This window comes from Bradyrhizobium sp. B124 (assembly GCF_038967635.1).
GTDB lineage: Bacteria > Pseudomonadota > Alphaproteobacteria > Rhizobiales > Xanthobacteraceae > Bradyrhizobium.
This window is the reverse complement of the sequence record NZ_CP152413.1, coordinates 1,533,792-1,560,457: the sequence shown is the minus strand read 5'-3', so window position 1 is coordinate 1,560,457 and position 26,666 is coordinate 1,533,792. Positions and strand designations below refer to the sequence as shown.

Below are 26,666 nucleotides of genomic sequence, written 5' to 3'. Positions count from 1 at the left end.
GGGCCGGTTTAGCTAGACCTGCGGGATGTCGCTAGGGGGATTCTCGTCAAAGCCATGCATGCGCAGGGCCCATTGCAATCCGATCACGGCTCCCTTTACCGGCTGCAACAGCGCCAGCGATGCGAACAGCGTGAACGACAAATAGATCGCAAGTTGCAGCCACACCGGCGGCGAATAGTTGGTCTCGATCCACAGCGCGGTCGGTACCACGATATGGCCGACAATGACGATGACGAGATAGGCGGGCAGATCGTCGGCGCGATGCGGTGTGAAATCGAGATCGCAGACCGGGCAATGGCCGTCGCATTTGAGAAACTTGCGGAACAGCCTGCCTTTTCCGCAGCGCGGACAACGGCTGAGGAACCCGCGCTTCATCGCGGTCCACACGTCGCGCTTCTCGGGCTCAGCTGCGTCGCTGGTCCAGACCACCGTGGGCGGTGTCACTTCCATGACTTGCCTCGCTTCGATTTGCCGGATGTCGGCTTCGCCGGCGCGCGGTCCCTCTTCTTGCGTGCCTTCCGTTCCTTGTGCGCCTTCTTGCTGGATCCCTTATTCGGCCCCTTGCCAAATCCCGCGGGGCGGCGCTCGGTTCCGACGCCGTCGCGTTTTCTGCCGCGCGGAATTGCCTGCCCTTCGGATAATAGCTCAAAACGCAGCGCGCCCGCCACCGGCGCGGCCTCGACCAGCCGCACGTCGACGACGTCGCCGAGCCGATACATCGCGCCGCTGCGCGTGCCGATCAGCGCGTGGCGGGTTTCGTCATAGTTGAAATACTCGCTGCCGATGGTGCGGATCGGGATCAGGCCGTCGGCGCCGGTGTCGTCGAGCTTCACGAACAGGCCGGCGCGCGTCACGCCGGAGATACGGCCCTGGAACGAGGCGCCGATGCGATCGGCGAGGAAATGCGCGATCAGCCGGTCGGTGGTCTCGCGCTCCGCCTTCATCGCGCGGCGCTCGGTGACGGAAATCTGCGCGGCGATCTCGGCCAGCGTCTCCACGCTCTCGTCGGTCGGCAAGGCGCCTTCGCCAAGGTCGAGCGCGCGGATCAGCGCGCGATGCACGATCAGATCGGCGTAGCGGCGGATCGGCGAGGTGAAGTGCGCGTAGCGGCGCAGGTTCAAGCCGAAATGGCCGTAGTTCTCGGCGGAGTATTCGGCCTGCGCCTGCGAGCGCAGCACGACCTCATTGACCAGCGGCTCGTAATCCTCGCCGGCAACCTGTGCCAGCACGCGATTGAATTGCGTGGGACGCAGCGCGCCCTGCTTGGTGAAGGGCAGGTCGAGCGTCTTGAGGAATTCCTGGAGGTTGTGCACCTTCTCCTGGCTCGGCTCGTCGTGCACGCGATAGATCAGCGGCAGCGCCTTCTTCTCCAGCATCTCGGCCGCAGCGACGTTGGCGAGGATCATGAACTCCTCGATCAGCCGGTGCGCATCGAGTCGCTGCGGCACGATCACCCGATCGACGGTGCCATCGCCCTTCAGGAGGATCTTGCGCTCGGGCAGATCGAGATCGAGCGGGTCGCGCTCGTTGCGTGCGAGCTTGACCAGTTCATAGGCCGACCACAGCGGCTTCAGGATCGGATCAAGCAGGGGACCCGTCGTGTCGTCGGGCCTGCCGTCGATCGCGGCCTGCGCCTGCGCGTAAGCGAGCTTCGCGGCCGAGCGCATCAGCACGCGATGGAAGGTGTGCGAGCGCTTGCGACCGTCGGAGCCGATCACCATGCGCACCGCGAGCGCGCCGCGCGGCTCGCCCGGCACCAGCGAGCAGAGATTGTTGGAGATGCGCTCGGGCAGCATCGGCACCACGCGATCGGGGAAATACACCGAGTTGCCGCGCTGGAGCGCGTCGCGATCGAGCGCCGAGCCGGGCCGCACGTAGAAGGCGACGTCGGCGATCGCGACATGGACGATGAAGCCGCCCTTGTTGTTCGGATCGGAATCGACCTCGGCATGAACGGCGTCGTCGTGATCCTTGGCATCCGGCGGGTCGATGGTGACAAGCGGCGCGTCGCGCCAGTCCTCGCGGCCCTGCAAGGTCGCGGGTTTTGCTTCCTCGGATTCGCGCACGGCGGCGGCGGAGAATACCTGCGGGATGTCGTGGGTGTTGATCGCGATCAGGCTGATCGCCTTCTCGCTGGCGATCGAGCCGAGCCGTTCCTTGACGCGGGCGGAGGCGAGCCCATAGCCGCGGGTGCGGATCAGGTCGACGCTGATGAGGTCGCCGTCCTCGGCGTCGCCGCTGTCGGCCTTGGCGATGTTGAGCTCGCGGCCGGCCTGCTTCTTGTCGACCGGGATCAGGCGCCCGCCGCCATCAGGGTTCTTGCGGAAGATGCCGAGGATGCGAGTGCGGCCGTGATCGATCACCTTGATGACGCGGCCGCGATAGGGCGTGCCGTCGTGCTCGTCGGTCACCTCGACGTGGAGCAGCGCGCGGTCGCCGACGCCGGCGGTGGTGCCGGGCTTTGGCCGCCGCGGCATCTCGATGCGGATTTTCGGGGCGGCGCCGTCATCCGAGTCCCACTCGGCGGGCGTCGCGATCAACTCGCCGTCGCTGTCGCGGCCGGTGATGTCGGCGAGCAGGGTCGGCGGCAGCGCCGCCGGCTCGTGGATCTTGCGGCGGCGCTTGGCGACCGTGCCGTCGTCGGCGAGTTCGCGGAGGATCCGCTTCAACTCGATGCGGTCGGCGTTCTTCAGGCCGAACTCGCGCGCGATCTCGCGGGTGCCGACCTTGCCTGGATTGGCGCGGATGAAGGCGACGATGGCGTCCCGGCCCGGAAAGCCATGGTCGGGTTTTCGTTTCACTTATCCTCTTGCCTTGCCGGCGCTCTTCTTTGCGGGCGCTTTCGCTGGTGCCGATGACTTTGCAGGCGAGGTCTTGGCACCGGAGGCGACCGGCGCGCGCGCCTTGCTGGTCGCATCCGTTTTCGGCTTCGCCGCGGCCTTCTTCGACGCAGCCTTCTTGGCCGGCTTGGCCTCGGCGTCGCCGTCGGTCTCTTCAGACGTTGCCTTTTCAGACTTGGCTTTCTTGGCCTTGGCGGGCTTTTCCGCCTTCGCCTTCTTGGCCTTCTTGCCGCCGCCCTTGGCCGCGCGCTCGTCGATCAGCGCGATCGCTTCCGCGAGCGTGATCTCGTCCGGGGTGCGGTCGCTCGGGATCGTCGCGTTGACGCCGCCGGCCGCGACATAGGCGCCGTAGCGGCCGTTCTTCAGCGCGACCGCGCCGAGCGTCGGATGGTCGCCGAGCGGTTTGCCCGGATCGGCGCCGAAGCGGCGGCCGCTCGGGCCCTTGGCGATCTTCTCCGCGATCAGCGTGACGGCGCGGTTCAACCCGATGTCGAACACTTCGTCGCCCGCCTCGAGGCTGGCATAGGTCTTCTCGTGCTTCACGAACGGCCCGAACCGGCCGAGGCCGGCGGTGATCGGCTGCCCGGTCTCCGGGTGCTTGCCGATCTCGCGCGGCAGCGACAACAGCTTCAGCGCCAGTTGGAGGTCGACATCGGCAGGCGAGGTGCCCTTGGGAATGCCGGCGCGCTTCGGCTTCTCGCCTTCGGCGTAATCCTTCTGCTCGCCGAGCTGGATGTAGGGGCCGAACCGGCCGGCCTTCACCGTGACGTCGAACCCGGTGTCGGGATCGGTGCCGAGCACGCGATCGGCGCTCTCGGCGCTGTCGGCCGCGAGCGGGCGGGTGTAACGGCATTCCGGATAGTTCGAGCAGCCGACGAAGGCGCCGAACTTGCCGGCCTTGAGGTTGAGCCGGCCGGTGCCGCAGGTCGGGCACTGCCTGACGTCGCCGCCGTCCGCGCGCGGCGGATAGATGTGCGGGCCGAGCATCTCGTCGAGCGCATCGAGCACCTCGGCGACGCGGAGGTCCTTGATGTCGTTGACCGCACCGATGAAGCCGCGCCAGAAGTCCTGCAGCACCTGCTGCCAGGCGATCTCGTTGTTGGAGATGCGATCGAGCTGCTCCTCGAGATCGGCCGTGAAGTCGTACTCCACGTAGCGCGAGAAGAAATTCTCGAGGAACGCGACCACGACGCGGCCCTTGTCCTCGCCGTGCAGCCGCTTCTTCTCAAGCTTGACGTAGCCGCGGTCCTTCAACACCTGCAGGATCGAGGCGTAGGTCGAGGGGCGGCCGATGCCGAGCTCTTCCATCCGCTTCACCAATGATGCTTCCGAGAAGCGCGGCGGCGGCTCGGTGAAGTGCTGGGTGACGGCAAGGCTCTGGCGCTTCACCGCCTCGCCCTGGCTCATCGCGGGCAGGCGGCGTGAATCCTCGTCCTCTTCGTCGTCGCGGCTTTCCTGATAGAGCGCGAGGAAGCCATCGAACTTGATGACCTGACCGGAGGCGCGCAGCTCCAGCACGCGAGCGCCGGCCCTGGCCTCGATGTCGACGGTGGTGCGCTCGAGCTCGGCCGATTCCATCTGGCTCGCAATGGTGCGCTTCCAGATCAGTTCGTAGAGCCGCGCCTGATCGGTATCGAGCCTTCGGCCGATGGTGGCCGGGCGACGCGACAGATCGGTCGGGCGGATCGCTTCGTGCGCTTCCTGCGCGTTCTTGGCCTTGGCCTGATACTGGCGCGGGGCATCCGGCACATAGGCGTTGCCGTAGTCCTCGCCGATCACCTTGCGGGCCTGGGTGATCGCGGACGGATCGATCTGCACGCCGTCGGTTCGCATATAGGTGATGAGACCGGTGGTCTCGCCGCCGATGTCGATGCCCTCATACAGCCGCTGCGCGATGCGCATGGTGTGCGCCGGCGCGAAGCCGAGCTTGCGGCTGGCTTCCTGCTGCAGGGTCGAGGTGGTGAAGGGCGCCTGCGGATTGCGCCGGGCCGGCTTGGCCTCGACGGTCGCGATCTTGAACAGCGCGGCCTCGATCGCCTTCTTGAAGTCCTCGGCTTCCGCGCCGGAGCCGATGTCGAGCCGTGCGATCTTCTTGCCGTCGGCGCCGACCAGCCGGGCCTCGAAGGCTTCGCCGCGCGGCGTCAGCAGCGTCGCGACCAGCGACCAGTACTCCCGCGGCACGAACTTCTCGATCTCGAGCTCGCGGTCGCAGACCAGCCGCAGCGCGACCGACTGCACGCGGCCGGCGGAGCGGGCGCCGGGCAGCTTGCGCCACAGCACGGGCGAGAGCGTGAAGCCGACCAGATAGTCCAGCGCGCGGCGCGCCATATAGGCGTCGACCAGCGCGCCGTCGATCTGGCGCGGCGCCTTCATGGCGTCGGTGACGGCCTGCTTGGTGATGGCGTTGAACACGACGCGCTCGACCTTCTGGTCCTTCAGCGCGCGCTTCTCCTTCATCACCTCCAGCACGTGCCAGGAGATCGCTTCGCCCTCGCGATCAGGGTCGGTCGCCAGAATCAGGCGGTCGGCCCCCTTGAGCGCCTTGGCGATGTCGTTCAGCCGGCCGGCGGCCTTGGCATCGACCTCCCAGATCATCTGGAAATTGGCGTCGGGATTCACCGAACCGTTCTTGGCCGGGAGGTCGCGAACATGGCCAAACGACGCCAGGACCTCGTAGGAGGACCCCAGATATTTGTTGATCGTCTTGGCCTTGGCAGGCGACTCCACAATGACGATATTCATGTCATTCCAATAGCTTACGGGAAAACTTGAAGGCTGGTTCCGCTAGACTCGCGGCCCGCCGTGTCGGGGCGAACATGGGTGTTGGGGCGGTCCCTGTCAAATCGCCAGATATTGAAGGCAGGGCCCAAGCTGTGGAGTTTCTATCCCAAGGGTTGAAAAATGCGTCCTAGAGTTGCGGCCGGAAACGGCGCATCTCTTTATATGTAGGGTGGGAATCGGATTAGGCCTTTTGAGCAGCACAGGGGGTGGGCGCAAGCCCAAGCCGTCCGGCCGACGGCGAGCGGAAGGCGACGAGCCAAATGGGGAGGGCGGCCCGGATGACGCCCTGGTCCTGATCGCAGCGGCCGCGACCGAGCTCGCCAAACTCGCCCAGCGCCACAAATTCGAAGTCCTCGACCACCTGCTCGCGATGACCCGCCTGGAGGCCGACGAGCAATTGCGCGCGCGAAGTCGGCGGAAGTTGTCGTGAGGGATGTTGCGGGATGACAGGGCCGGCCTTGTGCGCAGGGCGCTCTCCACTCGTCGTCCTGGCTTTCGCCAGGACGACACCGAATGTGTGGTGCGTCCTGCATCCCGATCGTCGTCCCTGCGAAAGCAGGGACCGTAGGGCGGATTAGCCGAAGGCGTAATCCGCCAATCTGCGATACGTGCTGTCGCGGCGGATTACGCTTCGCTAATCCGCCCTACGCGGTCTGCGCCTACGTCGTCATAACGCGCCGCGCGCGCTTCGCCGCAGGCCGCGGCTTCAACGTCGTATCGGTCGCTCCCAGCACGCGTCCGTCCTGCGAAAGCAGCGCGAGCTTCTTGACCGGCTTGCCCTTGTCGCGGTCGACCATGATGGTCGCGATCTCGTCCGGATGCTCGTCGAATTCCTCGGTCCATTGCCGGAGCGCGACCAGGATCGGAAAGATGCCGTGGCCCTTCGGCGTCAGGACGTATTCCTGATAGGCGCTGCCGTCGGAGGCGGGGACCGTCTTCAGGATGCCGCGCTCGACCAGCGTGCGCAGCCGGGTGGCGAGGATGTTCTTCGCAAGCCCGAGGCTGGCCTGGAATTCGCCGAAACGGCGCCGGCCGAGGCTGGCGTCGCGGATGATCAGGAGCGACCACCAGTCGCCGAACACGTCGAGCGCGCGGGCCACCGGACAGCTGTCGCCTGCAAGGCTGGTTCGTTTCACGACGCACGCTCCGAAAGTTGGGCCATCACGGTCTTGTGTGGTTGCAATATTAAACCTGATGCCTTAGGTAGGCAAATAAGTTTAATAATGCAACCAACTGGAGGCGGACGTGAGATTGGCGAACAAGACGGCGTTGATCACCGGCGGCAACAGCGGCATCGGGCTTGCGACAGCAAGGCTGTTCGTCGCCGAAGGCGCCAAGGTCGTCATCACCGGGCGCAACAAGGAGACGCTCGCGGCGGCGGCCCGGGAGCTTGGACCGAACGCGCTCGCGGTGGTGGCCGATGCCACCGATGTCGCGGCGCTGGAAGCCGCGGTGAAGCAGGGCGCGGAGAAGTTCGGCAAGTACGACGTGCTGTTCGCCAATGCCGGCATTCCCGGCCAGACGCCGGTCGGCGGCACCACGCTCGCCGCATTCGAAAATGTGATCCGCACCAATCTCACCGGCGTGTTCTTCACCGTGCAGGCGGTCGCGCCTTATCTGAACGACGGCGCGTCCATCATCCTCAACGGCTCGGTGATTTCGGTGCTCGGCAATCCCGGCTACTCGGCCTATGCCGCGAGCAAGGCCGGCGTGCGCGCGATGGCGCGGGTGATGGCGTCAGAACTGTCGCCGCGCAACATCCGCGTCAACGTGGTCGCTCCGGGCGCCGTGCGTACGCCGATCTGGGGCGCCGCGATCGCAACGCCCGAGGCCGAGAAGGCGTTCGAGCAGCGGATCGGAAAGTCCACGCCGCTCGGACGTATCGGTGAACCCGATCACATCTCGAAGACGGTGTTGTTCCTGGCGTCCGACGACGCAGCGCATGTGCAGGGGCAGGAACTGTTCATCGATGGCGGTGCAACGGCATCTCCCGCCGGCGCGCCGATCTATCGCGGCTAAACTTCGTTTCTCATTGTAACGATCGGCCGGTGTGAAGCACTTCACACCGGCCGATTTTGTACGCTACTAGTATCACGCGTATTGAACCTTTGACGTACTCGCCGGACTCCTGAATAGGCGGGGATTTTTTTTCACCACGGAATCATTTTGGAGTTCCTTCATGCCGAAAGCAGCCCGCATTTCGACGCCGATCCCGGTTTCGTCTACGTCCGAAAATGAAAATTCAGACTCAGCGCAGTTTGTGACGGTCGCGCTGTTTTCCGGTATCGGCTTGTTGATCTCGCTCGTCGCCGTCATCTTCGGCATTCAAGGCGCCTGGTTCTGACTTCATCCACCCGAAGCGGCCTGCCGCCACCGAGGTGACGGCAGGAGTGTGATCACGTCAGGCGGCGTTCAGGCTGCCGGCGGCCTGCAGCGCGCCCGCGACCGCCTTCTCGCGATGCTCGGGACCGACCTGGATGCCGTCGGCGGGGATCAGCTCGAGATTCTTGACGCCGATGAAGCCGAACACCCCGCGCAGATAAGTCTCGAGGTGCTCGAGCGCGGCCATCGGCGTGTCGGCGCCGTAATAGCCGCCGCGCGAGATCGCGATGATGACGCGCTTGTTGCCGGCCAGTCCCTCGACGCCGGCGGCGCCGTATTTGAAGGTCTTGCCCGCGACCACGACGCGGTCGATCCAGGCCTTCAGCTGGGAAGGAATGGTGAAATTGTACATCGGCGCGCCGATCACGACGATGTCGGCGGCAAGGAACTCGTCGAGAACCGCCTGACCGGTCGCGATGTCGTCGCGCACCGACGGGTCCGGCGCCGCGCCCTGGCTGGCGGCGAGGTGCAGGCCGGAGAGGTGGGCGAGCGGGGTCTGGGTCAGATCGCGGTAGCTCACGACCAGGCCGGGATTGGCCTGGCGCAGCCGCTCGACGGCGGCGGCGGAAACCTGGCGGCTGACGGAGTGGGAGCCGAGGACCGAGGAGTCGATGTGCAGAAGTTTCATGGCTGGGGTCACCTTTGGTATAGGTTTGTAACTGGCGCTATATGAGTGACCGGCTTAAATGTCCGCAAGAACGCACATTTTTGAAACCCGAGCACAGCAATGAGACCTGAGAACATCCATGTGACTGCTCCGCCGCGGCCGAGTCCCGACCACAGCGATTGCCGTGCGGTCGCCTCCGTGCTGGCGCGGGTCGGCGACAAGTGGAGCGTGTTCGTGATCATGATGCTGATGGAGGGGCCGAAGCGCTTCAACGAGCTGAAGCGGATGATCAACGGCATCTCGCAACGGATGCTGACACTCACCTTGCGCGGGCTCGAGCGCGATGGCCTTGTCACGCGCACGGTGTTTCCGACCATTCCGCCGCGGGTCGATTACGAGCTCACGGATCTCGGCCGCGGCCTGGCGAAGCCGGTGAAGGCGCTCGGCGAATGGGCGTTCGCGCATCTGCCCGAGATCGAGGGCGCGCGAACACGGTTTGACGGACGCAACGAGTAACGACTGTTATCCGTCACCCCCGCGCAACGGCTTTGCCGTTTGTCGCTGGAGGAGCGCGCAGCGCGTCTCGAAGGGTCGACGGCCCGGCTCTCTCAACTCGGCGACATCGGGGCCGTGCATCCTTCGAGGCTCGCTCCGCTCGCACCTCAGGATGACGGGGCAAGGAAATATCCCGCGAGGCCCGCGCTAAATCATCGACACCAGGCCGCCGCCGTGACGCTCGAGTCGGCCGGCGAGCTCGAGCTCGAGCAGCACCGCGCGGACGACCGCGGGCGAGACATCGGCCATCCGGATCAGATCGTCGAGGCTGATCGGGCTCGGTCCGAGCAGATTGATGATGCGGGCGCGATCGGACGCATCGGTGGCAAAATCCATCGGCTCGTCGTCTTCGCGCGCGGACAGCATGACGGGCCGCTCCATGATCGGCGTGACCGCGTTGATGACATCGGCGGCTTCGGTGACCAGCGTGGCGCCTTGCTTGATCAAATCGTTGGCGCCGGCGGCGCGCGGATCGATCGGCGAGCCCGGCACCGCGAACACCTCGCGGCCCTGTTCGGCGGCCATCCGTGCCGTGATCAGCGAGCCCGAGCGATGCGCGGCCTCCACCACCACGACGCCGAGCGATGCGCCCGAGATCAGCCGGTTGCGGCGGGGGAAGTCGCGTGCCCGCGGCACGTGGCCGAGCGGCATCTCCGAAATCGCCGCGCCGTGCGCGAGCAGGGCGACCAGCAAATCCTCATGCTCCGGCGGGTAGATGCGGTCATGGCCGCCGGCGAGCACCGCAACCGTGCCGCTTGCAACGGTCGCACGATGCGCCGCCTGGTCGATGCCGCGGGCGAGGCCGGAGATCACGACAAAGCCGGCGTCGCCGAGATCGCGCGCCAGCTGGCCTGCAAATTTCAGCCCGGCGCCGGACGCATTGCGGGAGCCGACGATCGCGATCATCGGGCGTATCAGCGTGTCGCGCGCGCCGCGCACGCCGAGCAGCGGCGGTGCGTCGTCGATGGTGGCAAGCCGGGCCGGATAGTGGGCTTCCTCCGGCGCGACGAGATCGATGCCGAACTTGGCGCAGGCCGCGAGCTCCGCGGCGGCATCGGCCTCGCTCGCGATGCGCCCGGGTCCCGATGCGCCGCCGCGGCGCGCGAGATCCGGCAGGCGCTCCAGCGCGTGCGCCGCATCGCCAAAATGGCGGAGCAGCGATGCAAAGGTGCGCGGCCCGACATTGTCGGAGCGGATCAGCCGCAGCCGGCTAAGCCGTTCGGTGTCGGTGAGTTCAGTGGTGCTGGGTGACCGGTCATGCATGCGGGCTCTAGCTTCGCCCAACCAGGGATTGTGATCAACCGCGACATTGGCGGAGTAGGCGTGACGCGCTACAAGCGGTCGCCAATTCGAGGAAGCCGCCCATGATCTCACTTGCCGACCTCCAAGCGCGTATCGAACAGGGCGCGCTGTCGCCCGAGGCCGCCATCAACCAATCGCTGCAGGCGATCGGTGCGCAGGACAAGACGATCGGCGCCTTTGTCCGCCACGACGCGAAGGCACGTGCGCAGGATGCCGGGCCGCTGCGCGGCATCGCGGTCGGCATCAAGGACATCATCGATACCGCCGAGTTCCCGACCGAGATGGGGGCTGCGATCTACCGCGGCCATCAGCCGCGCGCCGATGCGCCTGTGGTGATGGCGCTGAAGCAGGCCGGCGCGACCATCATCGGCAAGACCACGACCACCGCGTTCGCAGCGAACGATCCGACCGCAACGCTCAATCCGCACAATCATGCGCACACGCCGGGCGGATCGTCGTCGGGCTCGGCGGCTGCGGTCGCCGCCGGGATGATCCCGTTGGCATTGGGCACGCAGACCGGCGGCTCGGTGATCCGGCCGGCCTCGTTCTGCGGCGTCGCCGCGATCAAGCCGAGCTACCGGCTGCTGCCGACCGTCGGCGTGAAGTGTTTTTCGTGGACGCTCGATACGGTGGGGCTGTTCGGCGCCGGTGTGCGCGACGTAGCGCTGGGGCTGGCCGCGATGACCAGGCGCCCCGAGCTTGTCGTGCCGTCTGAGCTCGCAGTGCCGCGCATCGGCGTCGTGACGCAAGCCTTCGCCGGCGCGCCCGAACCATCCGGCGCGGAGGCGTTGCAGAAGGCCGCGCGGGCGGCGGAACGCGCGGGGGCAATCGTGCACGAGCTCGCGATGCCGGAGATCATCGCGGAGGCGTGGCGGATCCATCCGGTGGTGCAGGAGTTCGAGGCGCACCAGTCGTTCGCCTGGGAATACGGCCAGAACTACGATGCGATGCCGCCGCTGCTGCGCGGCCGGCTCGACGAGAGCAAGGGCGGCACACCCGCCGAGTACGACGCGGCGATGGACGTCACGCTGCGGGCGCGGCAGGCGCTGTCAGCGATTTTTGGCGAGGTCGACGTGCTGCTGACGCTATCGGCGCCGGGTGCCGCGCCCCACGGCTTGGCCTCGACCGGCGATCCCCGCTACAACCGGCTCTGGACCTTGATGGGCGTGCCCTGCGTCAACGTGCCGACGCTGACCGCCGAGGGCGGATTGCCGGTCGGCGTGACCGTGATCTCGGGTTTTGGTGATGACGCGAAGGCGCTGGCGGCGGCGAGCTTTGTCGAGGATGCGCTGAGGCGGTAGCAACGTCATTCCGGGATGGTGCGTAAGCACCAGACCCGGAATCTCGAGATTCCGGGTTCATCGCTGCGCGATGCCCCGGAATGACTGACGTCACTTCTTCTCGCCGATCTTGCCTTCGGTGCCGGCCTGCAGTCGCTTGATGTTCTCGCGGTGTGTGTAGAACAGCAGCAGCGTCAGCACGGCGAACAGCGAGGCGAGCGCGTTGTGGCCGAACCACCACAGGAACAGCGGCGTCACGAACGCGGCGATCAGCGCCGACAGCGACGAGTAGCGCGTGGTGGTGGCGGTGCCGATCCAGATCACGGCGAAGATCAGCGCCGCGGGCCAGAACAGGCCGAGCAGCACGCCGATATAGGTCGCGACGCCCTTGCCGCCGCGAAACCTGAGCCAGACCGGGAACAGGTGGCCGAGGAACGCGCCCAGCGCCGCGAGCATCGCCGCGTTCGGGCCGTCGATCGAGCCCGCGATGATGACGGCGACGGTGCCCTTGAGCATGTCGCCGATCAGCGTCGCCGCGGCGAGGCCCTTGTGGCCGGTGCGCAGCACGTTGGTGGCGCCGATATTGCCCGAGCCGATGGTGCGCAGATCCTGCGTGCCGGCGAGCCTGGTGAGGATCATGCCGAACGGGATCGAGCCCAGGAGATAGCCGATCAGGAAGGCGGCGAGCAGCAGCGCGTCAGCAGACATCGCGGTGGTTCCCTGGACGGTCGATCCGGTCCATTTTTGCCAATTCCGTCAATGAAATATTAACCATCAATCCGCACCATGGCCTTGGAAATGAGGGAGCTTATCATGGCTTCTGTTCGCAGGCGGCTTGAGCAGGTTTTCTTTGTGGTTTACGTCGCGGCCATCGTCGTTGGAACGACGATGGAAGCGATGTCGCAACTCGCGGCGCGCTGAGTTCCACGCCAATTTAGACGTGTTCGTACACCGTCCGTCCGCCGACGATCGTCCGCGTCACGCGGCCCGAGAAGCGGGCGTCGTCGAACGGCGTATTCTTGCACAGCGATTTGAGGTCGTCGCGGTCGAGCACCCAGGGGGTGTCGGCGTCGATCACGATCACGTCGGCGGGGGCCCCGGCGCGCAGCGTGCCGCCGGGCAGGCCGAGCAGTTCCGCCGGCCGCGTCGACATCGCCCGGATCAGCGTTTTGAACTCCATCTCGCCATTGTGGATCAGCCGCAGCGCCGCCGGCAGCATGGTCTGCAGGCCGACCGCGCCGCTCGCCGCTTCCGCGAACGGCAGCCGCTTGACCTCGACGTCCTGCGGATTGTGGTCGCTCATCACGACGTCGATCAGGCCGGAGGCGAGCGCTGCGACCAGCGCCCTGCGGTCCTCCTCGGTGCGCAGCGGCGGCGCCAGCTTGAGGAAGGTGCGGTAGGGGCCGATGTCGTTCTCGTTCAGAGTCACGTGGTTGATCGAGACCGAAGCCGAGACGTTGAGCCCGTTGTCGCGGGCATGCTTGAGGATCTCCAGCGACTCGATCGAGGTCAGCGACGCCGCGTGATAGCGCCCGCCGGTCAGCGCCGCGAGCCGCATGTCGCGCTCGAGCATGATCGACTCGGCGGCGGTCGGAATCCCGGCGAGCCCGAGCCGCGTAGCGAACTCGCCCTCGTTCATCACGCCTTCGCCCACCAGATTCGGGTCCTCGGTGTGATGCACGATCAGCGCGTCGAAATCGCGAGCGTAGGTCAGCGCGCGCCGCATCACCTGGGCATTGGTGACGCTGCGGTCGCCATCGGTGAAGGCAACCGCGCCGGCGGCCTTCAACAGGCCGATCTCGGTCATCTCCTGGCCCTGCATGCCCTTGGTCAGCGCCGCCATCGGGTGGATGTTGACGATCGCGGTGTCGCGGGCGCGGCGCAGCACGAAGTCGACGGTCGCCGAATTGTCGATCACCGGCGAGGTGTCGGGCTGGCAGATGATGGTGGTGATGCCGCCGGCGGCGGCGGCCTGGCTGGCGGACGCGAAGGTCTCGCGGTGGCTGGCTCCGGGCTCGCCGACGAAGGCGCGCATGTCGATCAGGCCGGGGGCCACGATCTTGCCGGCGCAATTGACGATGTCGGTGCCTTCGGGGACGCCGGCGGCGCCGATGCCGCGCTTGGCGTCACGGATCACGCCGTCGGCGATCAGGACGTCGCCCGGACCGTCGAAGTCGCGGGACGGATCGATGACGCGGGCGTTGGCGAGCAGGATGGGGCGGCGGTCAGTCAGCATGGCGTCACGCGTTCGGCAGGTTGCGGGCGAGCGCTTCGAGCACTGCCATGCGCACCGCCACACCCATTTCGACTTGTTCACGGATCAGCGATTGCGCGCCGTCGGCGACGAAGGTGTCGATCTCGACACCGCGGTTCATCGGGCCGGGATGCATGACCAGCGCATCGGGCTTGGCGTAAGCGAGCTTCTTCTGGTCGAGGCCGAAATAGTGGAAATACTCCTGGCTCGAAGGCACGAAGGAACCGTTCATGCGCTCGCGCTGCAGCCGCAGCATCATCACGATGTCGGCGCCGTTCAGCCCCTCGCGCATGTCGCGCGCAACCTCGACGCCCATCCGCTCGATGCCGCGCGGCAGCAATGTGGAGGGGCCCACCACGCGGACGCGGGCGCCCATGGTGTTGAGCAGGAAGATGTTGGAACGCGCCACGCGCGAATGCAGCACGTCGCCGCAGATCGCGATCGTCAGCCCCTCGAGCCGGCCCTTGTTGCGGCGGATGGTCAGCGCGTCGAGCAGCGCCTGGGTCGGGTGCTCGTGGGCGCCGTCGCCGGCGTTGATCACGGAACCGTCAACCTTGCGCGCCAAAAGCTCGACCGCGCCGGAGGCGTGGTGGCGCACCACCAGGATATCGGGGTGCATCGCGTTCAGCGTCACCGCGGTGTCCATCAAGGTCTCGCCCTTGCGGGTCGACATCGATGACACCGACATGTTCATGACGTCGGCGCCCAGGCGTTTTCCGGCGATCTCGAACGAGGACTGGGTCCGGGTCGAGGCCTCGAAGAACAGATTGATCTGGGTGCGGCCGCGCAGACTCGCGCGTTTCTTGTCGACCTGGCGGTTGAGCTCGACATACTCCTCGGAGAGGTCGAGCAGGCCCGTGATGTCGTCAGCGGAAAGGCCCTCGATGCCCAGCAGATGCCGGTGACCGAGGACAAAAGTCGATTTTAATGATGGGGTCATTAAAGCGAGAGCTATAGGCGCGGATGGCCGGTGGGGCAAGCGCGAAGAGGGCTAGGCGGAGTTTTCCCCGAGTAAGATGGGGCTGGGTTTCTACGCCATCGTGCCTGGGCCTGTTGCGAGCTGTCCGCGCCTTGCTTTTGCTGGTTTTTCCGGAACAAGACGTGGAGGACCGGGCTCAGGCGGAGCATAGGCGAGGTGGTCCCTTGGACGGCCATGCAGGCAAGACAGCGGAGCGGGGACTCGTGAAAATTGCCGTGATCGCATTGCTGGTCTTCGGGGCGATCTCGTCTGCCTTCGCCCAGAAGCTGCCCGGCGACTTCGCGTTCCTGCGCGACATCGATCCGACCATCATCCAGGACATCCGCTACGCGACCTCCAATAATTTCATGGGGCGGCCGATCGCGGGCTATGGCGCGGCGGAATGCGTGGTGAAGCGGGAGGTGGGGCTGCGGCTCAAGGCTGTGCAGCAGGAACTGGCGCGGCAACGCCTGTCGCTGAAGATGTTCGATTGCTACCGGCCGGCCCGCGCTGTCGCCGACATGGTGGCGTGGTCGCGGAACGGCAAGGAGACCGCCGCCGAGCGGCGCTACAACCCGGCGTTCTCGAAGGCGGATCTGTTCCGCCTCGGTTACATCGCCACCCATTCCGGTCATTCGACCGGGGCGGCGCTCGATCTCACGCTGGTCGATCTGACCGCGGACAATTCGCGCAAGTTCGATCCGGCCAAGGACTATGCCGACTGCACCGCGCAGGTCGCCGAGCGTGCCCCGGAGGGCAGCGTCGACATGGGCACCGGCTACGATTGCTCCGACGTGAAGGGGCATACCGCCGCCAGCGCGATCACGCCGGCGCAGCGCCGCTGGCGCAACCTTCTGGTCGCGGCGATGGCCCGGCAGGGGTTCGTGACCTATTCAAAGGAATGGTGGCACTTTTCGCTGCCGGAGGCCGGCGGGCCGGCCTATGATTTCCCAATCGCGCGGCCGCGCTGACGCGACGGAATTTCCTCAAATCCGAGGCATTTCGGCAAGAGAAGGCTTGCCATCGCAAAAGTAGCTGGGCGCGCGTTCAACACTCCTTAATTGTGGCCGTTTGAAGTGCGGGCATTACAGGAGCACGAAGCATGCGTTTCGGAGCCATTGCCATCATTGTCGTCGGCGCTGCCGGCATTGCGATTTACGACCAGTACGACAAGGGCGCGAATTACCAGCGCGTCGATGCGCGCATCAGCAGCGTCAATGACCAGTGCTATCTGGAAAAGGTCGAGCGCGGCGTCATCACCAAGACGACGTTCACGTCCGACCTCACTCGCTGCGAAACCGCCGAGCTGCTGCGGAAGGAGCATCCGAAGTGGCAGGGCTATCACGTGATGCACAAAATCGAGGTGCGCGTCGTCTATGTCTCGCCGGTCGATGGCGTCTCGCACCAGTCGAGCCTGGAGATGTCGTACTTCCCCAGCGGCAAGCCGCTGCGCGCCGGCGAGGTTTTTCCGGTACTGGCCTCCAAGACCAAGGCAGACAAGACGCGCATGATCTGACCGTCACAGCGGTCCGACAGGATGGGAGTTCGACCATGCGTCTGGGGCTCTACGGGATGATCGCTATCGGCGTCGCGGGCCTCTATGCCTACATCGAGTTCGACAAGCGGGTGAACTTCCGGCCGATCGACGCGCGCGTCAGCAGCGTCAAGGAGCAATGCTATATGGAGAAGACCGAGGACAATCGGAGCTCGACCTCGGATCTGTTGCCTTGCGAGCTTGTCGAGCTTCTGGCGCGTCATCATCCAAAATGGCAGGGCTCCGACATCAAGCACAAGATCGAGATCCGGTTTGCCTACATCTCTCCGGTCGACGGCGCCGCGCATGAATCGAACCTGCAATTGGCCGAGTACCCCGATAACCGGCAACTGAACCGCGGCGACATCTTTCCGGTCCAGGCGTCCAGGAGGGAGGCGAACCGGACCCGCGCCAACGACTGGGTCGACCGCTGGCTCGGCCGCCACGCTCCGAGGCACGGAAGCATCTAGCGGACGCGTACTTTTCGCTGCCCCGCGCCGGCTCGCAGGCTTATGATCCCCCGATTCCAATTACGGCGCTGCTGCCACCAACGAAGACCGTTGTCCGGGCATCGCGCGCAGTGCGACCAATCGCCGAGGAGACCATGACGCAGGCTCCGTTCGCCACCCACGATGTCTTCAACCAGTCGCCGCCATTTTGGGATGTCGATCTCTTCACGGCGGACGCGCCGCTAGCCGCGGCGGTCGCCGCCAATGGCGGGGCGGCGGCTAGCGCAGAGCTGGTGGATTTCGGCAAGCATTGGGGATCGGCCGTCATGGCGGAGCGCGGCCGCGTCGCCAACGAGAACACACCGAAACTGCGAACCTTCGATGCCAGGGGCAACCGCCGCGACGAGGTCGAGTTTCATCCGGCCTATCACGAGCTGATGGCGCACTCGGCCCATGCCGGCGTGCACAACTCGACCTGGACCGCCGACGGCAAGCCGGCCGGCGGGGCGGCCGAGGTGGTGCGCGCGGCAAGGTTCTATCTCGCTTCCCAGGTCGAGACCGGTCATCTCTGCCCGATCACGATGACGCGCGCCTCGGTCGCGGCGCTGGCCTCGCAGCCGGATATTCTGGCGAAGACGATGCCGGTCATCGCCACGCGCGCCTACGACCCGAGCTTTGCGCCATGGTGGACCAAGCGCGGCATGACGCTCGGCATGGGCATGACGGAGAAGCAGGGCGGCACCGATGTGCGCGCCAACATGACGCGCGCCGAGCGCGACGGCGATGCCTGGCGCATCACCGGGCACAAATGGTTCATGTCGGCGCCGATGTGCGACGCCTTCCTGGTGCTGGCGCAGACGAGCGCGGGCCTGAGCTGCTTCTTCATGCCGCGCTTTGCGCCCGACGGCACGGTCAATGCGATCCACTTCCAGCGGCTGAAGGACAAGCTCGGCAACCGCTCCAACGCATCGTCGGAGGTCGAATTCCACGGCGCCCATGCCGAATTGATCGGCGACGAGGGCAAGGGCATCCGCACCATCATCCAGATGGTGCAGCTGACGCGGCAGGATTGTGCGATCGCCTCCGCAGGCCTGATGCGCTCGGGGCTGGCGCATGCGCTCAATCACGCGCGGCATCGCAGCGTGTTCCAGAGGCGTCTCGCCGACCAGCCGCTGATGCAGGCGGTGCTGTCGGACATGGCGCTGCATGTCGAGGCGTCGATCGCGCTGGTGATGCGGCTGTGCCGCGCCTTCGATCGAGCGCCCACTGACCCGGGCGAGGCTGCCTATATGCGGCTGCTGACGCCGGCGATCAAATACTGGACCTGCAAGAGCGCACCCGGCTTCCTCTATGAGGCGATGGAGTGCCTCGGCGGCAATGGCTATGTCGAGGAGGGCATTCTGGCGCGGCATTACCGGGAGTCGCCGGTCAATGCGATCTGGGAAGGCTCCGGCAACGTGATGTGCCTCGACGTGTTGCGCGCACTCGGCCGCGAGGCCGATGCCGCGCTCGCTGTGCTGCGTACGCTCGCCGACGAGACCAGGGGTCTGCCGGGCGCCGTTGAGGCACTTGCGTCGATCGGACAATCGTTCCGCCGCCCGGACAGCGAGCGTATCGCACGGCTTGCAGTCGAGAAGCTGGCGCTCTTGGCTGCCACTGCGGCGCTCAACCAGGTCTCGCCGAAAAATGCCGAACTGTTCGCGGCGACACGGCTTGCCGAACGCCACGCCGGCATGTACGGCGCGGTGGACCTCTCCGATACCGATCAGCGCGCGCTGCTGGCGCGGGCGCTGCCATGACCATATTCACCACCGTCATGCCCGGCCTTGTGCCGGGCATCCACGTCTTTGCTTCGGCGGAGCAAGAAAAGACGTGGATGGCCGGGACAAGCCCGGCCATGACGAATTGATAGAGCCGAGGTTCGCTGATGGATTCTCTCACGCCGCACGACGCGACTGCCACTATCGAACCGCCGCCACCACCGCGGGTCTGGAAGTTCTGGGGCACCGCGCTGTGGGGCCTTTTGATCTTCGTCGCAATGTTCGTCGGCCAGGTTGCCGTCGTCATCTACCGCATCATCGAGCAGGGCGGAGAACTGTCGGCGGCCGGCATCACCCATGTGGTCGCCGACGGTCTGACGATTTCGCTCTCGGTGCTCGCCGGCCTGCCGATGGTGCTGCTGGTGCTGTGGTTCGCGATCCGCCGGACCGGGATCCCGTTCGCCGATTACCTCGGGCTGCGCGGAACGTCGTGGAAGAACGTGATCATCGGCGTCGTCGCGCTCGTCGTGCTGGTCGGCGCCTGGGACATGGTGTCCCGCGCCGCCGGCCGCGAGGTGACGCCGGGCTTCATGGGCGATGTGCTGAAATCGGCGCAGGAGCACAGCGCGCTGTGGCTTCTGGTGATCGCCTTCGCCGTGGCCGCGCCGCTCTGGGAGGAGCTGTTCGCGCGTGGCTGGCTCTATCGCGGCTGGTCGGAATCCCGGCTCGGCCCCTATGGCGCGATCCTGCTGTCGTCGATCGTCTGGACCTTCATGCACCTGCAGTACGACTGGTTCTTCCTCTGTGAGGTGCTTTCGATCGGGTTCCTGTTCGGTTACCTGCGCTTCCGCACCGGCTCGACCTGGCTGACCATCCTGCTGCACGGGCTGAACAATTTTGCGGCGACGCTGCAGACCTGGTGGCTGGCGGGCTGATACAGGCGAGGCGTTCAATGGCTTGGGACCGCGTCCACACGATCAACGAATATTATGACGGGCCCCGCCTGGGGCTCGCAGACGTCGATGGCGTGCCGCACATCCACGAGGCTGAGTTCGACCACAGTTCAGAAGAATACGGCGACACTTTTTTGTTTCGCCGGTCGACGAAGGCCTTTTCGCCCTCGTCCTCGAAGACTGGGACATTTGGCTGCGCTGGAACTCAGCATTTGCGCGGGGCGAGGTCTCTGTCGAATCTCACCCTGCATTGCCGGAAGATCGCGAGAGGCATGAGGTTCTCAGGGCCGCAATTGGGGATCGCTTGCGGGTTGAGCGCACGCAGGCGAGGTATCTGAAGGCCCGCTTTGCAACATCACCTCACGAGCGCAGCACAATTGTCGAGTGGCGTGGCGGTGACGCGCGATGATCTGGTGAAGCAGTGCCTCAAAGCCCAACCGCGTCAATCGCGATCGGCATCGCAATGGCCGCCGTGATCGTTTGCAGCATGATGGTCCGGAACCCGTAGCGGCGCGTAGGCGTCCGCTCGGGAAGCTGACGGAGGGGATGCCAGCGTCCCTCTCGAGTGCTATGATCTAGATCAATGAATGAGCGCGGGCCGGACCGAAACTAGGCAGCGGCGGCTGCCGTCGTGCGAGCTCTTGTCATGGCTAGGTTGATCCGAACGCTCTTGGCCAGCGTCGTCGCGCTGGCGTCTCTCGGCGCCATCACGCAGCAGGTCCGAGACCAGGGCGTGACCGATACCGAAATCCGCATCGGCAATCTGATGCCGTACAGCGGCGCGCTGGAGATCTTCGGCCAGATCGGCAAGGCGGAAGCCGCCTATTTCGAGATGATCAACGAACGCGGCGGAATCGGCGGCCGCAAGATCCGCTTCATGTCCTACGACGATCTGTCGGATGCTTCCAACGCCATGGACCTCACGCGCATTCTGGTCGAGACCGACAATGTGCTTTTGATGTTCGGTTCGTTTGGCGCGCCGGGGAATCTCGCCGCGCGGAAGTATCTCAACGAACGGCAGGTCCCCCAGCTTTTTGTTGCCTCCGGCGATCAGGACCTCAGCGAGCCATCGGTCTATCCGTGGACCATGGGCTGGCAGCCCTCATACCGCGAGGAGGGGCGCATCTACGCCAATTACATCCAGGCCTTCTATCCCGGAAAGAAGATCGTGGCGCTCTGGGAGAACGACCAGTTCGGCCGGGAATTGTTCAAGGGATTGGTGCAAGGTCTGGGAGACGTCGCCCACAATATCAGGGTCGACATCGCCTATGATGTCGACGATCAGCATCTGGACGGCCACATCTCGATCCTGAAGCAATCGGGGGCCGAGGTCTTTGTGTTTGCCGGAGTGCCGGAAAATGCCTCGAAGGTGATCCGGGCCGCGGCCGAGCACGGCTGGCGACCGGTGTTCATCGTGAACCAGATGGCGTCATCGATCGAGACGGTGCTCAAGCCGGCCGGCACGGAGAATGCGACCGGGGTCGTCACTGCCGCCTTCCTGAAGGATGCAAGTGATCCGGCCTGGAGGGAAGAGCAGGGCGCCTGGCGCAGCTTCCTCGACAAGTATACGAAAGCCGGCGGCAAGGATGACGCTGCTGCAGTCTACGGCTATGCGGCCGCCGAAACGCTGGTCCAGGTGCTCAGGCAATGCGGCAACGACCTGTCGCGCGAAAACGTCATGAAGCAGGCTGCGGCACTCAGGGATTATCAGGCATCCGCCTTGCTCCCCGGCATCAAGATCAATACCGGTCAGTTCCGTCCGGTCGAGCAATTGCGGTTGCTCCAGTTTGACGGCCGCAGCTGGCAGCCGATCGGTGACGTGCTCGATACGGCGTTCACCGGTTCGTCCGGAAAATAGCGCAGCAGGCCTCAATTGTTTGTCCGGACTACCACGGTCGGTGAGTTCTGACCAAAGAGGATCATCGCTTCGGGCCCTCGATAATCCTCCCATTTCAGTGAGATTCTTATCTCGGATCGGTCTTCAAAGGTGATCGTGAAGGCTTCCGGCCGTGTGAGCGCAACGCTTACGACGACTTTCCCGATTTGACCACAGATGAGATTTCTGAACTGGTCATTCCCGTCGCGCAGGACCACCCCGTCGGCGCTTACTTCCAGACGCGTAAGAGCATTGATGCTTGGTCCGTCGAATTGCAGCTGCCAATAATCCAACACGAAAGTGACGGCACTCAGCTTTTCGCCAACGATAACTTCTAACGGTTTCGGCCGTTCATCCATAGTCTGCCCAGACTGGCTTCCTCTCCATTTTCTCTTTTCTAGCACGTCATGTGAGCCTGGCCCAACGCCGACACGTATCCGCGCTCGCTCAGAGTCGCTCACCGAGGGCAAGGCGGAGGCGGTGATCTCAGGAAACGTCTACGGCCCAACGACGGCGATCACGATCGGCATCGTGATCGCGGCCAAAATCGTCTGCAGCGTGATGATCTGGGCGAGCAGGGGGGCGTCGCCCCCCATCTGGCGCGCCAGCACATAGGCTGACGGCGAGGTCGGCACCGCGGCGCAGGCCGCGACGATGGCGAGATTGGCGCCGGTGACGCCGAACCATACGGCGAGCGCGACGGTCAGGACGGGCATTGCGACCAGCTTCAGGACCAGCGCGATACTGGCGGCGAGGCTGGGACGGAAGATACCTTCCAGATGCAGCCCGGCGCCGGTCACGAGCAGCCCGATCGCCAGCGACGAGCCGCCGAGCGCGTCGGCGACGTCGTGCCAGATTTTCGGCAGCGGGACATGCGTGACGTTGATGGCGAGCCCGACGACGCAGGCCCAGATCAGCGGGTTCTTCACGACGGTCATCCCGATGGCGCCCGCGGACCGCTTGCCGGATGAGGCATATTTCGCCAGCACGGCGACGCTGAAGACGTTGACCAGCGGAATGATCGCGACCATCGCGACCGAGGCCAGCGCAAGTCCGACCTTGCCATAGAGATTGCCCGACACCGACAGCGCGACATAGGTCTGCCAGCGAGTGGCGCCCTGGAAGATGGAGGAGAAGGCGGGGCCGTCGACCCCGGCGCGGGCGAGCGGGGCCCGCAGCGCAAGACACAGCAGGCACATCACGAGCGCGGCGAGCAGCAGCGCGCCGCCGACGCCCGCGACTGGCACCTTGGTCAGATCGGCCTTGACCAGCGTCTGCACCAGCAGGACCGGGAACAGCACGTAGTAAGTGAGCTGTTCCAGCCCATGCCATTGGGTGTCGAGCCGCATCAGCGTGCGTCTCAGGATGAAGCCGAGCACGATCAGCAAAAATACCGGCAGCAGCGCCGCGATCACCACGGCCATCGTCAGCGGTCTCCGCGCAGCTTCGCCAGCCGGTCCAGTGCGCCCTGCAGGATGAAGATCGCCGCGTGCTCGTCGATCACCTCGGCACGGCGGGCGCGGCTGACGTCCATCCCGATCAGCTCGCGCTCGACCGCGGCGGTCGAGAGCCGCTCGTCCCACAGCCCGATCGCAAGCGCGGTGAGGTTTGAGAGATTACGGGCGAAGGCCCGGGTCGATTGCGCGCGCGGGCCCTCGCTGCCGTCCATGTTGATCGGCAGGCCCAGCACGAAGCCAACGGCATTGCGCTCGGCCGCGATCGCGAACAGCCGCGCGGCGTCGGCCTTGAACTGCTTGCGCTGGATGGTCTCGACGCCGGTCGCGAGCCGCCGGTCCGGATCGGAGACGGCGACGCCGATGGTCTTGGTACCGAGGTCGAGGCCAACAAGCGCGCCGCGCTCGGGCCAGTGCGGCGCAGCTTCGATCAGGGGGAGGATGGGGGCGGGCATGGCCTGCGCTTAGCACGCACCCGCGCGCCGAGGCAAAGCCCGGCGGCGGGCGGCCGTCCATGCGAAAACGCCGGTCAGGCGGCGATGACCCGATCGTCGCCGCCAAGGCATGCGGCAAGTCCCTGCAACGCGCTGGATTGGTGCGTGGCGCGGCGCTGGATGAACAGCGTCTCGACATGCGCATGCTGCGAACTGAGCTTGTGGATCTTGATGTCGCGCTGGACGTGGTCGCGCTCGACGACCGCGCGCGGGAGCAAGGTGACGCCCATGTCGGCGGCGACACAGCCGACCATGCCGTCGAGCGTGCCGAGTTCGAAGCGGGCGGCCGACGGCCAGCCGAACTCGGTGAACACCTGTTCGAGGCGCTGCCTATAGGTGCAGCCGGTGCGGAACACGAGCGCAGTGGGGCCCGACTCCGGCGTGCCGGCGCGCAACGCGGCGAGCGACTTCCAGCGCTGCGCGGTGACGAGCACCAGTTCCTCGGTGAAGGCTGATGTCGCCGACAGTTCGGCGTGCTCGATCGGACCGGCGACAAAGGCGCCATCGAGCGAGCCGTCGAGCACGGAGGCGACGAGGTCGGCGGTCGGCGCGGTGCGCAAGGTCAGGCGCACCGCCGGATAGCGGCGATGAAACTCGGCAAGCAGCGTCGGCAGCCGCACCGCGGCTGTCGTCTCCATCGAGCCGATCGACAGCGGCCCCTTCGGCTCGCCATCGTCGCGCGCGGCGAGCACAGCTTCGCGCGACAGCGCCGCCATGCGCTGCGCATACGGCAGCAGGCGGCGGCCGGCGCCGGTCAGCGACATGCCGCGGCTGTGACGCTCGAATAGTGGCGTGCCGATCTCGGCCTCCAGCGCCTTGATGCGCTGGGTGACGTTGGACTGCACGGTGTTCAGCTCGTCGGCGGCCCGGGTGATGCCGCCGAGCCGGGCGACCGTGGAAAAGGTGAGCAGGTCGGTCAATTCCATCTGGGACCACCGTTTCATTTTAGAGATGGTAGCGTTCTCTAGTATTCATTTTCCGAGAATGTTAGGCCCGCTTAGGCTGCGAGTCCAGAACAGCAAATCCAGAACAGGGAGCAACGCATGCCGACCGGCACCGAATTGACGGCACGTCTGGGCATCGCGCATCCGATCCTGGCGGCGCCGATGGCGATGATCACGGGAAGCCGGCTCGTCATGGCGGTGAGCGATGCGGGCGGCTTCGGCATTCTCGGCGGCGGCTATGGAGATAAAGCCTGGCTCGAGGCGGAGACGGCGGTGCTCAGGCGATATCGCCGTCCATTCGGGATCGGCTTCATCACCTGGAGCCTCGCGAAGCAGCCGGAGCTGATCAATATCGCGCTGGAGGCGCGACCGCGCGCGGTGATGCTGTCATTCGGCGATCCCGCGCCGTTCGCGCCCAAGATCAAGGCCGCGGGCGCGCTGCTGATCTGCCAGGTGCAGAGCGAGGAGATGGCGCAACAAGCGCTCGATTGCGGCGCCGACATCCTGATCGCGCAGGGCACGGAGGCGGGCGGTCACGGCGCTTCGCGCACCACGCTCGACATCGTGCCTGCGATCATCGATTTCGCGGCAGGGCGCGTCCCTGTCGTCGCAGCCGGCGGCATCGCGGATGGCCGCGGCCTCGCGGCGATGATGATGCTCGGCGCATCCGGCGTGCTGATGGGAACGCGCTTCCATGCCAGCGTCGAGGCCGATGCGCCCGAGCGGGCGAAGCAGCTGATCTGCGCGGCAAAGAGCGGCGAGACGGTGCGCGGCGTGGTGATGGACTGGTCGCGCAAGCTGATGTGGCCGGCGCCGTTCACCGCGCGCTCGCTCTCCAACGACCATCTGCGGCGCTGGAGCGGCCGCGAGATCGAGCTGATGCAGCGCGCGGACGAGATCGCGGAGGAATACGCCGCTGCGAGGGAAGCGGCCAATTTCGATGTTGCCGCGGTGTTTGCCGGCGAGTCCGTCGGGCTGATCCATGATATCGTTCCCGTGGCCGAGATCGTCGGCCGCATTGTCGCCGAGGCCGAGCAGACGTTGCAGGGCCGGCGCAACTCTCTTTCCTCTTTGTCCTGAACAAGCGCGAGACAGACCATGTGGCCGGACCGTCGATTGATCGATCGTTTCAAGACCGAATTCCCGATCGTGCTGGCGCCGATGGCCGGCGTGATGGATGCGGAGCTCGTGATTGCGGTTGCGCAGGGCGGCGGGCTCGGCTCGCTGCCCTGTGCGATGCTCTCGGCGGAAAAGGCGCGTGAGCAGGTCAACATCATCCGCCAGCGCGTGTCTGCGCCGCTCAACCTCAACTTCTTCTGCCACAAGGCGGTCGACGCCGATCCGGCGCGCGAGGCGCAATGGCGGCAGCGACTGGGGCCTTACTATCGCGAACACGGCCTCGATCCGGATGCGCCGATCAACGCGGCGAACCGCGCGCCGTTCGATGCGGCATTCTGCGCAGTGGTCGAGGAGCTGAAGCCCGAGGTCGTCAGCTTCCATTTCGGCCTGCCGGAGCCAAAACTGTTGCAGCGGGTGAAGGCAGCGGGCGCCATCGTGATGTCGTCGGCGACGACAGTGAAGGAGGCGATCTGGCTCGAGGAGAACGGTGCCGACGTCGTCATCGCGCAAGGCGCCGACGCCGGCGGCCATCGCGCCATGTTCCTGACCGATGATATCGCCGAGCAGCCCGGCACGTTCTCGCTGCTGCCGCAGGTGGTCGACGCGGTGAAGGTGCCGGTCGTGGCGGCCGGCGGCATCGCGGACGGACGGGGGATCGCGGCGGCCTTCGCGCTCGGCGCATCCGCTGTGCAGATCGGCACCGCGTTCCTGCGCTGTCCAGAATCCAAGGTCGGCGCGGCGGGCCGTGTGGCGCTGGCGCAGGCGAGCGATGAATCGACCGTCATCACCAATGTGATGACCGGCCGCCCGGCGCGGGGTGTCGCCAACCGCGTGATGCGCGAGGTCGGCCCGATCTCACCAGACGCGCCGGCGTTCCCGCACGCGGCGACCGCCCTCGGGCCGCTGAAGGCGGCTGCCGAAAAACAGGGCAAGGTCGATTTCACCAACCTCTGGGCCGGGCAGGCGGTGCGGATGGGCAAGGAAATGCCGGCCGCCGAGCTGACCCGCGCGCTGGCAGGTGCCGCGCTGGCACGGATGGGCAAGATGGCGGGCTGATTTCACCTCCGTCCGCGCAATTTCGGTGTATGCCCCCGGACTGCCACCTCCGATATCCGGGTATCGAG

General features: G+C 65.9%; 26 protein-coding genes. 13 read left to right on the top strand and 13 right to left on the bottom strand.

Features of this window, described 5'->3' with window-relative positions; all coding sequences use genetic code 11:
• Nucleotides 1-12 precede the first annotated feature (12 nt).
• The 3 genes from AAFG13_RS07370 to topA are packed head-to-tail and all read right to left on the bottom strand — an operon-like array spanning nucleotide 13 to nucleotide 5,582.
• Nucleotides 13-450 carry a DUF983 domain-containing protein gene (locus tag AAFG13_RS07370; RefSeq protein WP_342711601.1) on the bottom strand — a complete coding sequence of 146 codons (438 nt, stop codon included), beginning with the start codon at nucleotides 448-450 and terminating at the stop codon, nucleotides 13-15.
• Nucleotides 441-2,801 (bottom strand): ribonuclease R, encoded by a 2,361-nt coding sequence (gene rnr, locus AAFG13_RS07365; RefSeq protein ID WP_342711600.1) that lies wholly within the window; start codon nucleotides 2,799-2,801, stop codon nucleotides 441-443. Before rnr ends, AAFG13_RS07370 begins: the two co-directional genes overlap by 10 nt.
• Nucleotides 2,802-5,582 (bottom strand): type I DNA topoisomerase, encoded by a 2,781-nt coding sequence (topA, locus tag AAFG13_RS07360; protein WP_342711599.1) that lies wholly within the window; start codon nucleotides 5,580-5,582, stop codon nucleotides 2,802-2,804. It abuts the gene before it with no gap.
• Nucleotides 5,583-5,811: 229 nt separating this feature from the next.
• Here topA and AAFG13_RS07355 point away from each other — a divergent pair, with 229 nt between their 5' ends.
• Nucleotides 5,812-6,051 carry a hypothetical protein gene (locus tag AAFG13_RS07355; RefSeq protein WP_342711598.1) on the top strand — a complete coding sequence of 80 codons (240 nt, stop codon included), beginning with the start codon at nucleotides 5,812-5,814 and terminating at the stop codon, nucleotides 6,049-6,051.
• Between the two features lie 229 nt (nucleotides 6,052-6,280).
• Here the strand turns inward: AAFG13_RS07355 and AAFG13_RS07350 are convergent, their stop codons facing one another.
• Complete coding sequence (locus AAFG13_RS07350) at nucleotides 6,281-6,757, bottom strand: helix-turn-helix domain-containing protein (protein ID WP_212318657.1); 477 nt, start codon at nucleotides 6,755-6,757, stop codon at nucleotides 6,281-6,283.
• A gap of 109 nt (nucleotides 6,758-6,866) precedes the next feature.
• On the opposite strand from AAFG13_RS07350, the gene AAFG13_RS07345 reads away from it, so the two are divergent.
• Both AAFG13_RS07345 and AAFG13_RS07340 read left to right on the top strand, forming a co-directional pair.
• On the top strand, nucleotides 6,867-7,640 hold the full coding sequence (locus AAFG13_RS07345) for a glucose 1-dehydrogenase (RefSeq protein ID WP_342711597.1): 774 nt from the start codon (nucleotides 6,867-6,869) through the stop codon (nucleotides 7,638-7,640).
• Between the two features lie 160 nt (nucleotides 7,641-7,800).
• A complete protein-coding gene (locus AAFG13_RS07340; protein ID WP_097673623.1) occupies nucleotides 7,801-7,965 on the top strand; it encodes a hypothetical protein in 165 nt (54 codons plus the stop codon).
• Nucleotides 7,966-8,022: 57 nt separating this feature from the next.
• Here AAFG13_RS07340 and AAFG13_RS07335 read toward each other — a convergent pair whose 3' ends face one another.
• Nucleotides 8,023-8,631, bottom strand: a complete 609-nt coding sequence (locus AAFG13_RS07335) for an FMN-dependent NADH-azoreductase (RefSeq protein ID WP_212318661.1) — start codon at nucleotides 8,629-8,631, stop codon at nucleotides 8,023-8,025.
• A 99-nt stretch (nucleotides 8,632-8,730) separates the two neighbouring features.
• Here AAFG13_RS07335 and AAFG13_RS07330 point away from each other — a divergent pair, with 99 nt between their 5' ends.
• Entirely contained in the window at nucleotides 8,731-9,126 is a 396-nt protein-coding gene (locus AAFG13_RS07330; protein ID WP_342711596.1) for a helix-turn-helix domain-containing protein, read from the top strand.
• 186 nt (nucleotides 9,127-9,312) lie between these two features.
• Here the strand turns inward: AAFG13_RS07330 and dprA are convergent, their stop codons facing one another.
• The gene (gene dprA, locus AAFG13_RS07325; RefSeq protein WP_342711595.1) at nucleotides 9,313-10,428 is read right to left on the bottom strand and encodes a DNA-processing protein DprA; all 1,116 of its coding nucleotides are present in this window, start codon (nucleotides 10,426-10,428) and stop codon (nucleotides 9,313-9,315) included.
• A gap of 101 nt (nucleotides 10,429-10,529) precedes the next feature.
• On the opposite strand from dprA, the gene AAFG13_RS07320 reads away from it, so the two are divergent.
• Entirely contained in the window at nucleotides 10,530-11,768 is a 1,239-nt protein-coding gene (locus AAFG13_RS07320; protein WP_342711594.1) for an amidase, read from the top strand.
• Nucleotides 11,769-11,858: 90 nt separating this feature from the next.
• On the opposite strand, the gene plsY is transcribed toward AAFG13_RS07320, so the two are convergent.
• From plsY to AAFG13_RS07305, 3 genes are all read right to left on the bottom strand, one after another.
• Nucleotides 11,859-12,455, bottom strand: coding sequence for a glycerol-3-phosphate 1-O-acyltransferase PlsY (gene plsY, locus AAFG13_RS07315; RefSeq protein WP_342711593.1), 597 nt, complete (start codon nucleotides 12,453-12,455; stop codon nucleotides 11,859-11,861).
• Between the two features lie 226 nt (nucleotides 12,456-12,681).
• Nucleotides 12,682-13,983, bottom strand: a complete 1,302-nt coding sequence (locus AAFG13_RS07310; RefSeq protein WP_212318670.1) for a dihydroorotase — start codon at nucleotides 13,981-13,983, stop codon at nucleotides 12,682-12,684.
• A gap of 4 nt (nucleotides 13,984-13,987) precedes the next feature.
• Nucleotides 13,988-14,941, bottom strand: a complete 954-nt coding sequence (locus AAFG13_RS07305) for an aspartate carbamoyltransferase catalytic subunit (protein ID WP_173642499.1) — start codon at nucleotides 14,939-14,941, stop codon at nucleotides 13,988-13,990.
• Between the two features lie 242 nt (nucleotides 14,942-15,183).
• Between AAFG13_RS07305 and AAFG13_RS07300 the strand changes: the two genes are divergently transcribed.
• The 6 genes from AAFG13_RS07300 (at nucleotide 15,184) to AAFG13_RS07275 (ending at nucleotide 21,513) form a co-directional block, all read left to right on the top strand.
• Complete coding sequence (locus tag AAFG13_RS07300) at nucleotides 15,184-15,930, top strand: M15 family metallopeptidase (protein ID WP_312011635.1); 747 nt, start codon at nucleotides 15,184-15,186, stop codon at nucleotides 15,928-15,930.
• A 131-nt stretch (nucleotides 15,931-16,061) separates the two neighbouring features.
• Complete coding sequence (locus AAFG13_RS07295; protein ID WP_342711592.1) at nucleotides 16,062-16,475, top strand: hypothetical protein; 414 nt, start codon at nucleotides 16,062-16,064, stop codon at nucleotides 16,473-16,475.
• A gap of 35 nt (nucleotides 16,476-16,510) precedes the next feature.
• Complete coding sequence (locus AAFG13_RS07290; RefSeq protein ID WP_212318675.1) at nucleotides 16,511-16,963, top strand: hypothetical protein; 453 nt, start codon at nucleotides 16,511-16,513, stop codon at nucleotides 16,961-16,963.
• A gap of 134 nt (nucleotides 16,964-17,097) precedes the next feature.
• Entirely contained in the window at nucleotides 17,098-18,741 is a 1,644-nt protein-coding gene (locus AAFG13_RS07285) for an acyl-CoA dehydrogenase family protein (RefSeq protein WP_342711591.1), read from the top strand.
• 128 nt (nucleotides 18,742-18,869) lie between these two features.
• Complete coding sequence (locus AAFG13_RS07280) at nucleotides 18,870-19,637, top strand: CPBP family intramembrane glutamic endopeptidase (RefSeq protein ID WP_212318679.1); 768 nt, start codon at nucleotides 18,870-18,872, stop codon at nucleotides 19,635-19,637.
• Between the two features lie 664 nt (nucleotides 19,638-20,301).
• Nucleotides 20,302-21,513: an ABC transporter substrate-binding protein gene (locus AAFG13_RS07275; RefSeq protein ID WP_212318681.1), complete on the top strand. Its 1,212-nt coding sequence runs from the start codon at nucleotides 20,302-20,304 to the stop codon at nucleotides 21,511-21,513.
• A gap of 11 nt (nucleotides 21,514-21,524) precedes the next feature.
• Here the strand turns inward: AAFG13_RS07275 and AAFG13_RS07270 are convergent, their stop codons facing one another.
• The 4 genes from AAFG13_RS07270 to AAFG13_RS07255 all read right to left on the bottom strand — a co-directional run bounded on the left by AAFG13_RS07270 (nucleotide 21,525) and on the right by AAFG13_RS07255 (nucleotide 24,405).
• The gene (locus AAFG13_RS07270) at nucleotides 21,525-21,890 is read right to left on the bottom strand and encodes a hypothetical protein (RefSeq protein WP_342711590.1); all 366 of its coding nucleotides are present in this window, start codon (nucleotides 21,888-21,890) and stop codon (nucleotides 21,525-21,527) included.
• A 138-nt stretch (nucleotides 21,891-22,028) separates the two neighbouring features.
• Complete coding sequence (locus AAFG13_RS07265; RefSeq protein WP_342711589.1) at nucleotides 22,029-22,955, bottom strand: AEC family transporter; 927 nt, start codon at nucleotides 22,953-22,955, stop codon at nucleotides 22,029-22,031.
• A 2-nt stretch (nucleotides 22,956-22,957) separates the two neighbouring features.
• Complete coding sequence (ruvX, locus tag AAFG13_RS07260; protein WP_212318685.1) at nucleotides 22,958-23,440, bottom strand: Holliday junction resolvase RuvX; 483 nt, start codon at nucleotides 23,438-23,440, stop codon at nucleotides 22,958-22,960.
• Between the two features lie 74 nt (nucleotides 23,441-23,514).
• A complete protein-coding gene (locus tag AAFG13_RS07255; protein ID WP_342711588.1) occupies nucleotides 23,515-24,405 on the bottom strand; it encodes a LysR substrate-binding domain-containing protein in 891 nt (296 codons plus the stop codon).
• Nucleotides 24,406-24,501: 96 nt separating this feature from the next.
• Here AAFG13_RS07255 and AAFG13_RS07250 point away from each other — a divergent pair, with 96 nt between their 5' ends.
• Entirely contained in the window at nucleotides 24,502-25,503 is a 1,002-nt protein-coding gene (locus AAFG13_RS07250) for a nitronate monooxygenase (protein WP_342713566.1), read from the top strand.
• An 18-nt stretch (nucleotides 25,504-25,521) separates the two neighbouring features.
• Complete coding sequence (locus AAFG13_RS07245) at nucleotides 25,522-26,598, top strand: nitronate monooxygenase family protein (protein ID WP_342711587.1); 1,077 nt, start codon at nucleotides 25,522-25,524, stop codon at nucleotides 26,596-26,598.
• Nucleotides 26,599-26,666 lie beyond the last annotated feature (68 nt).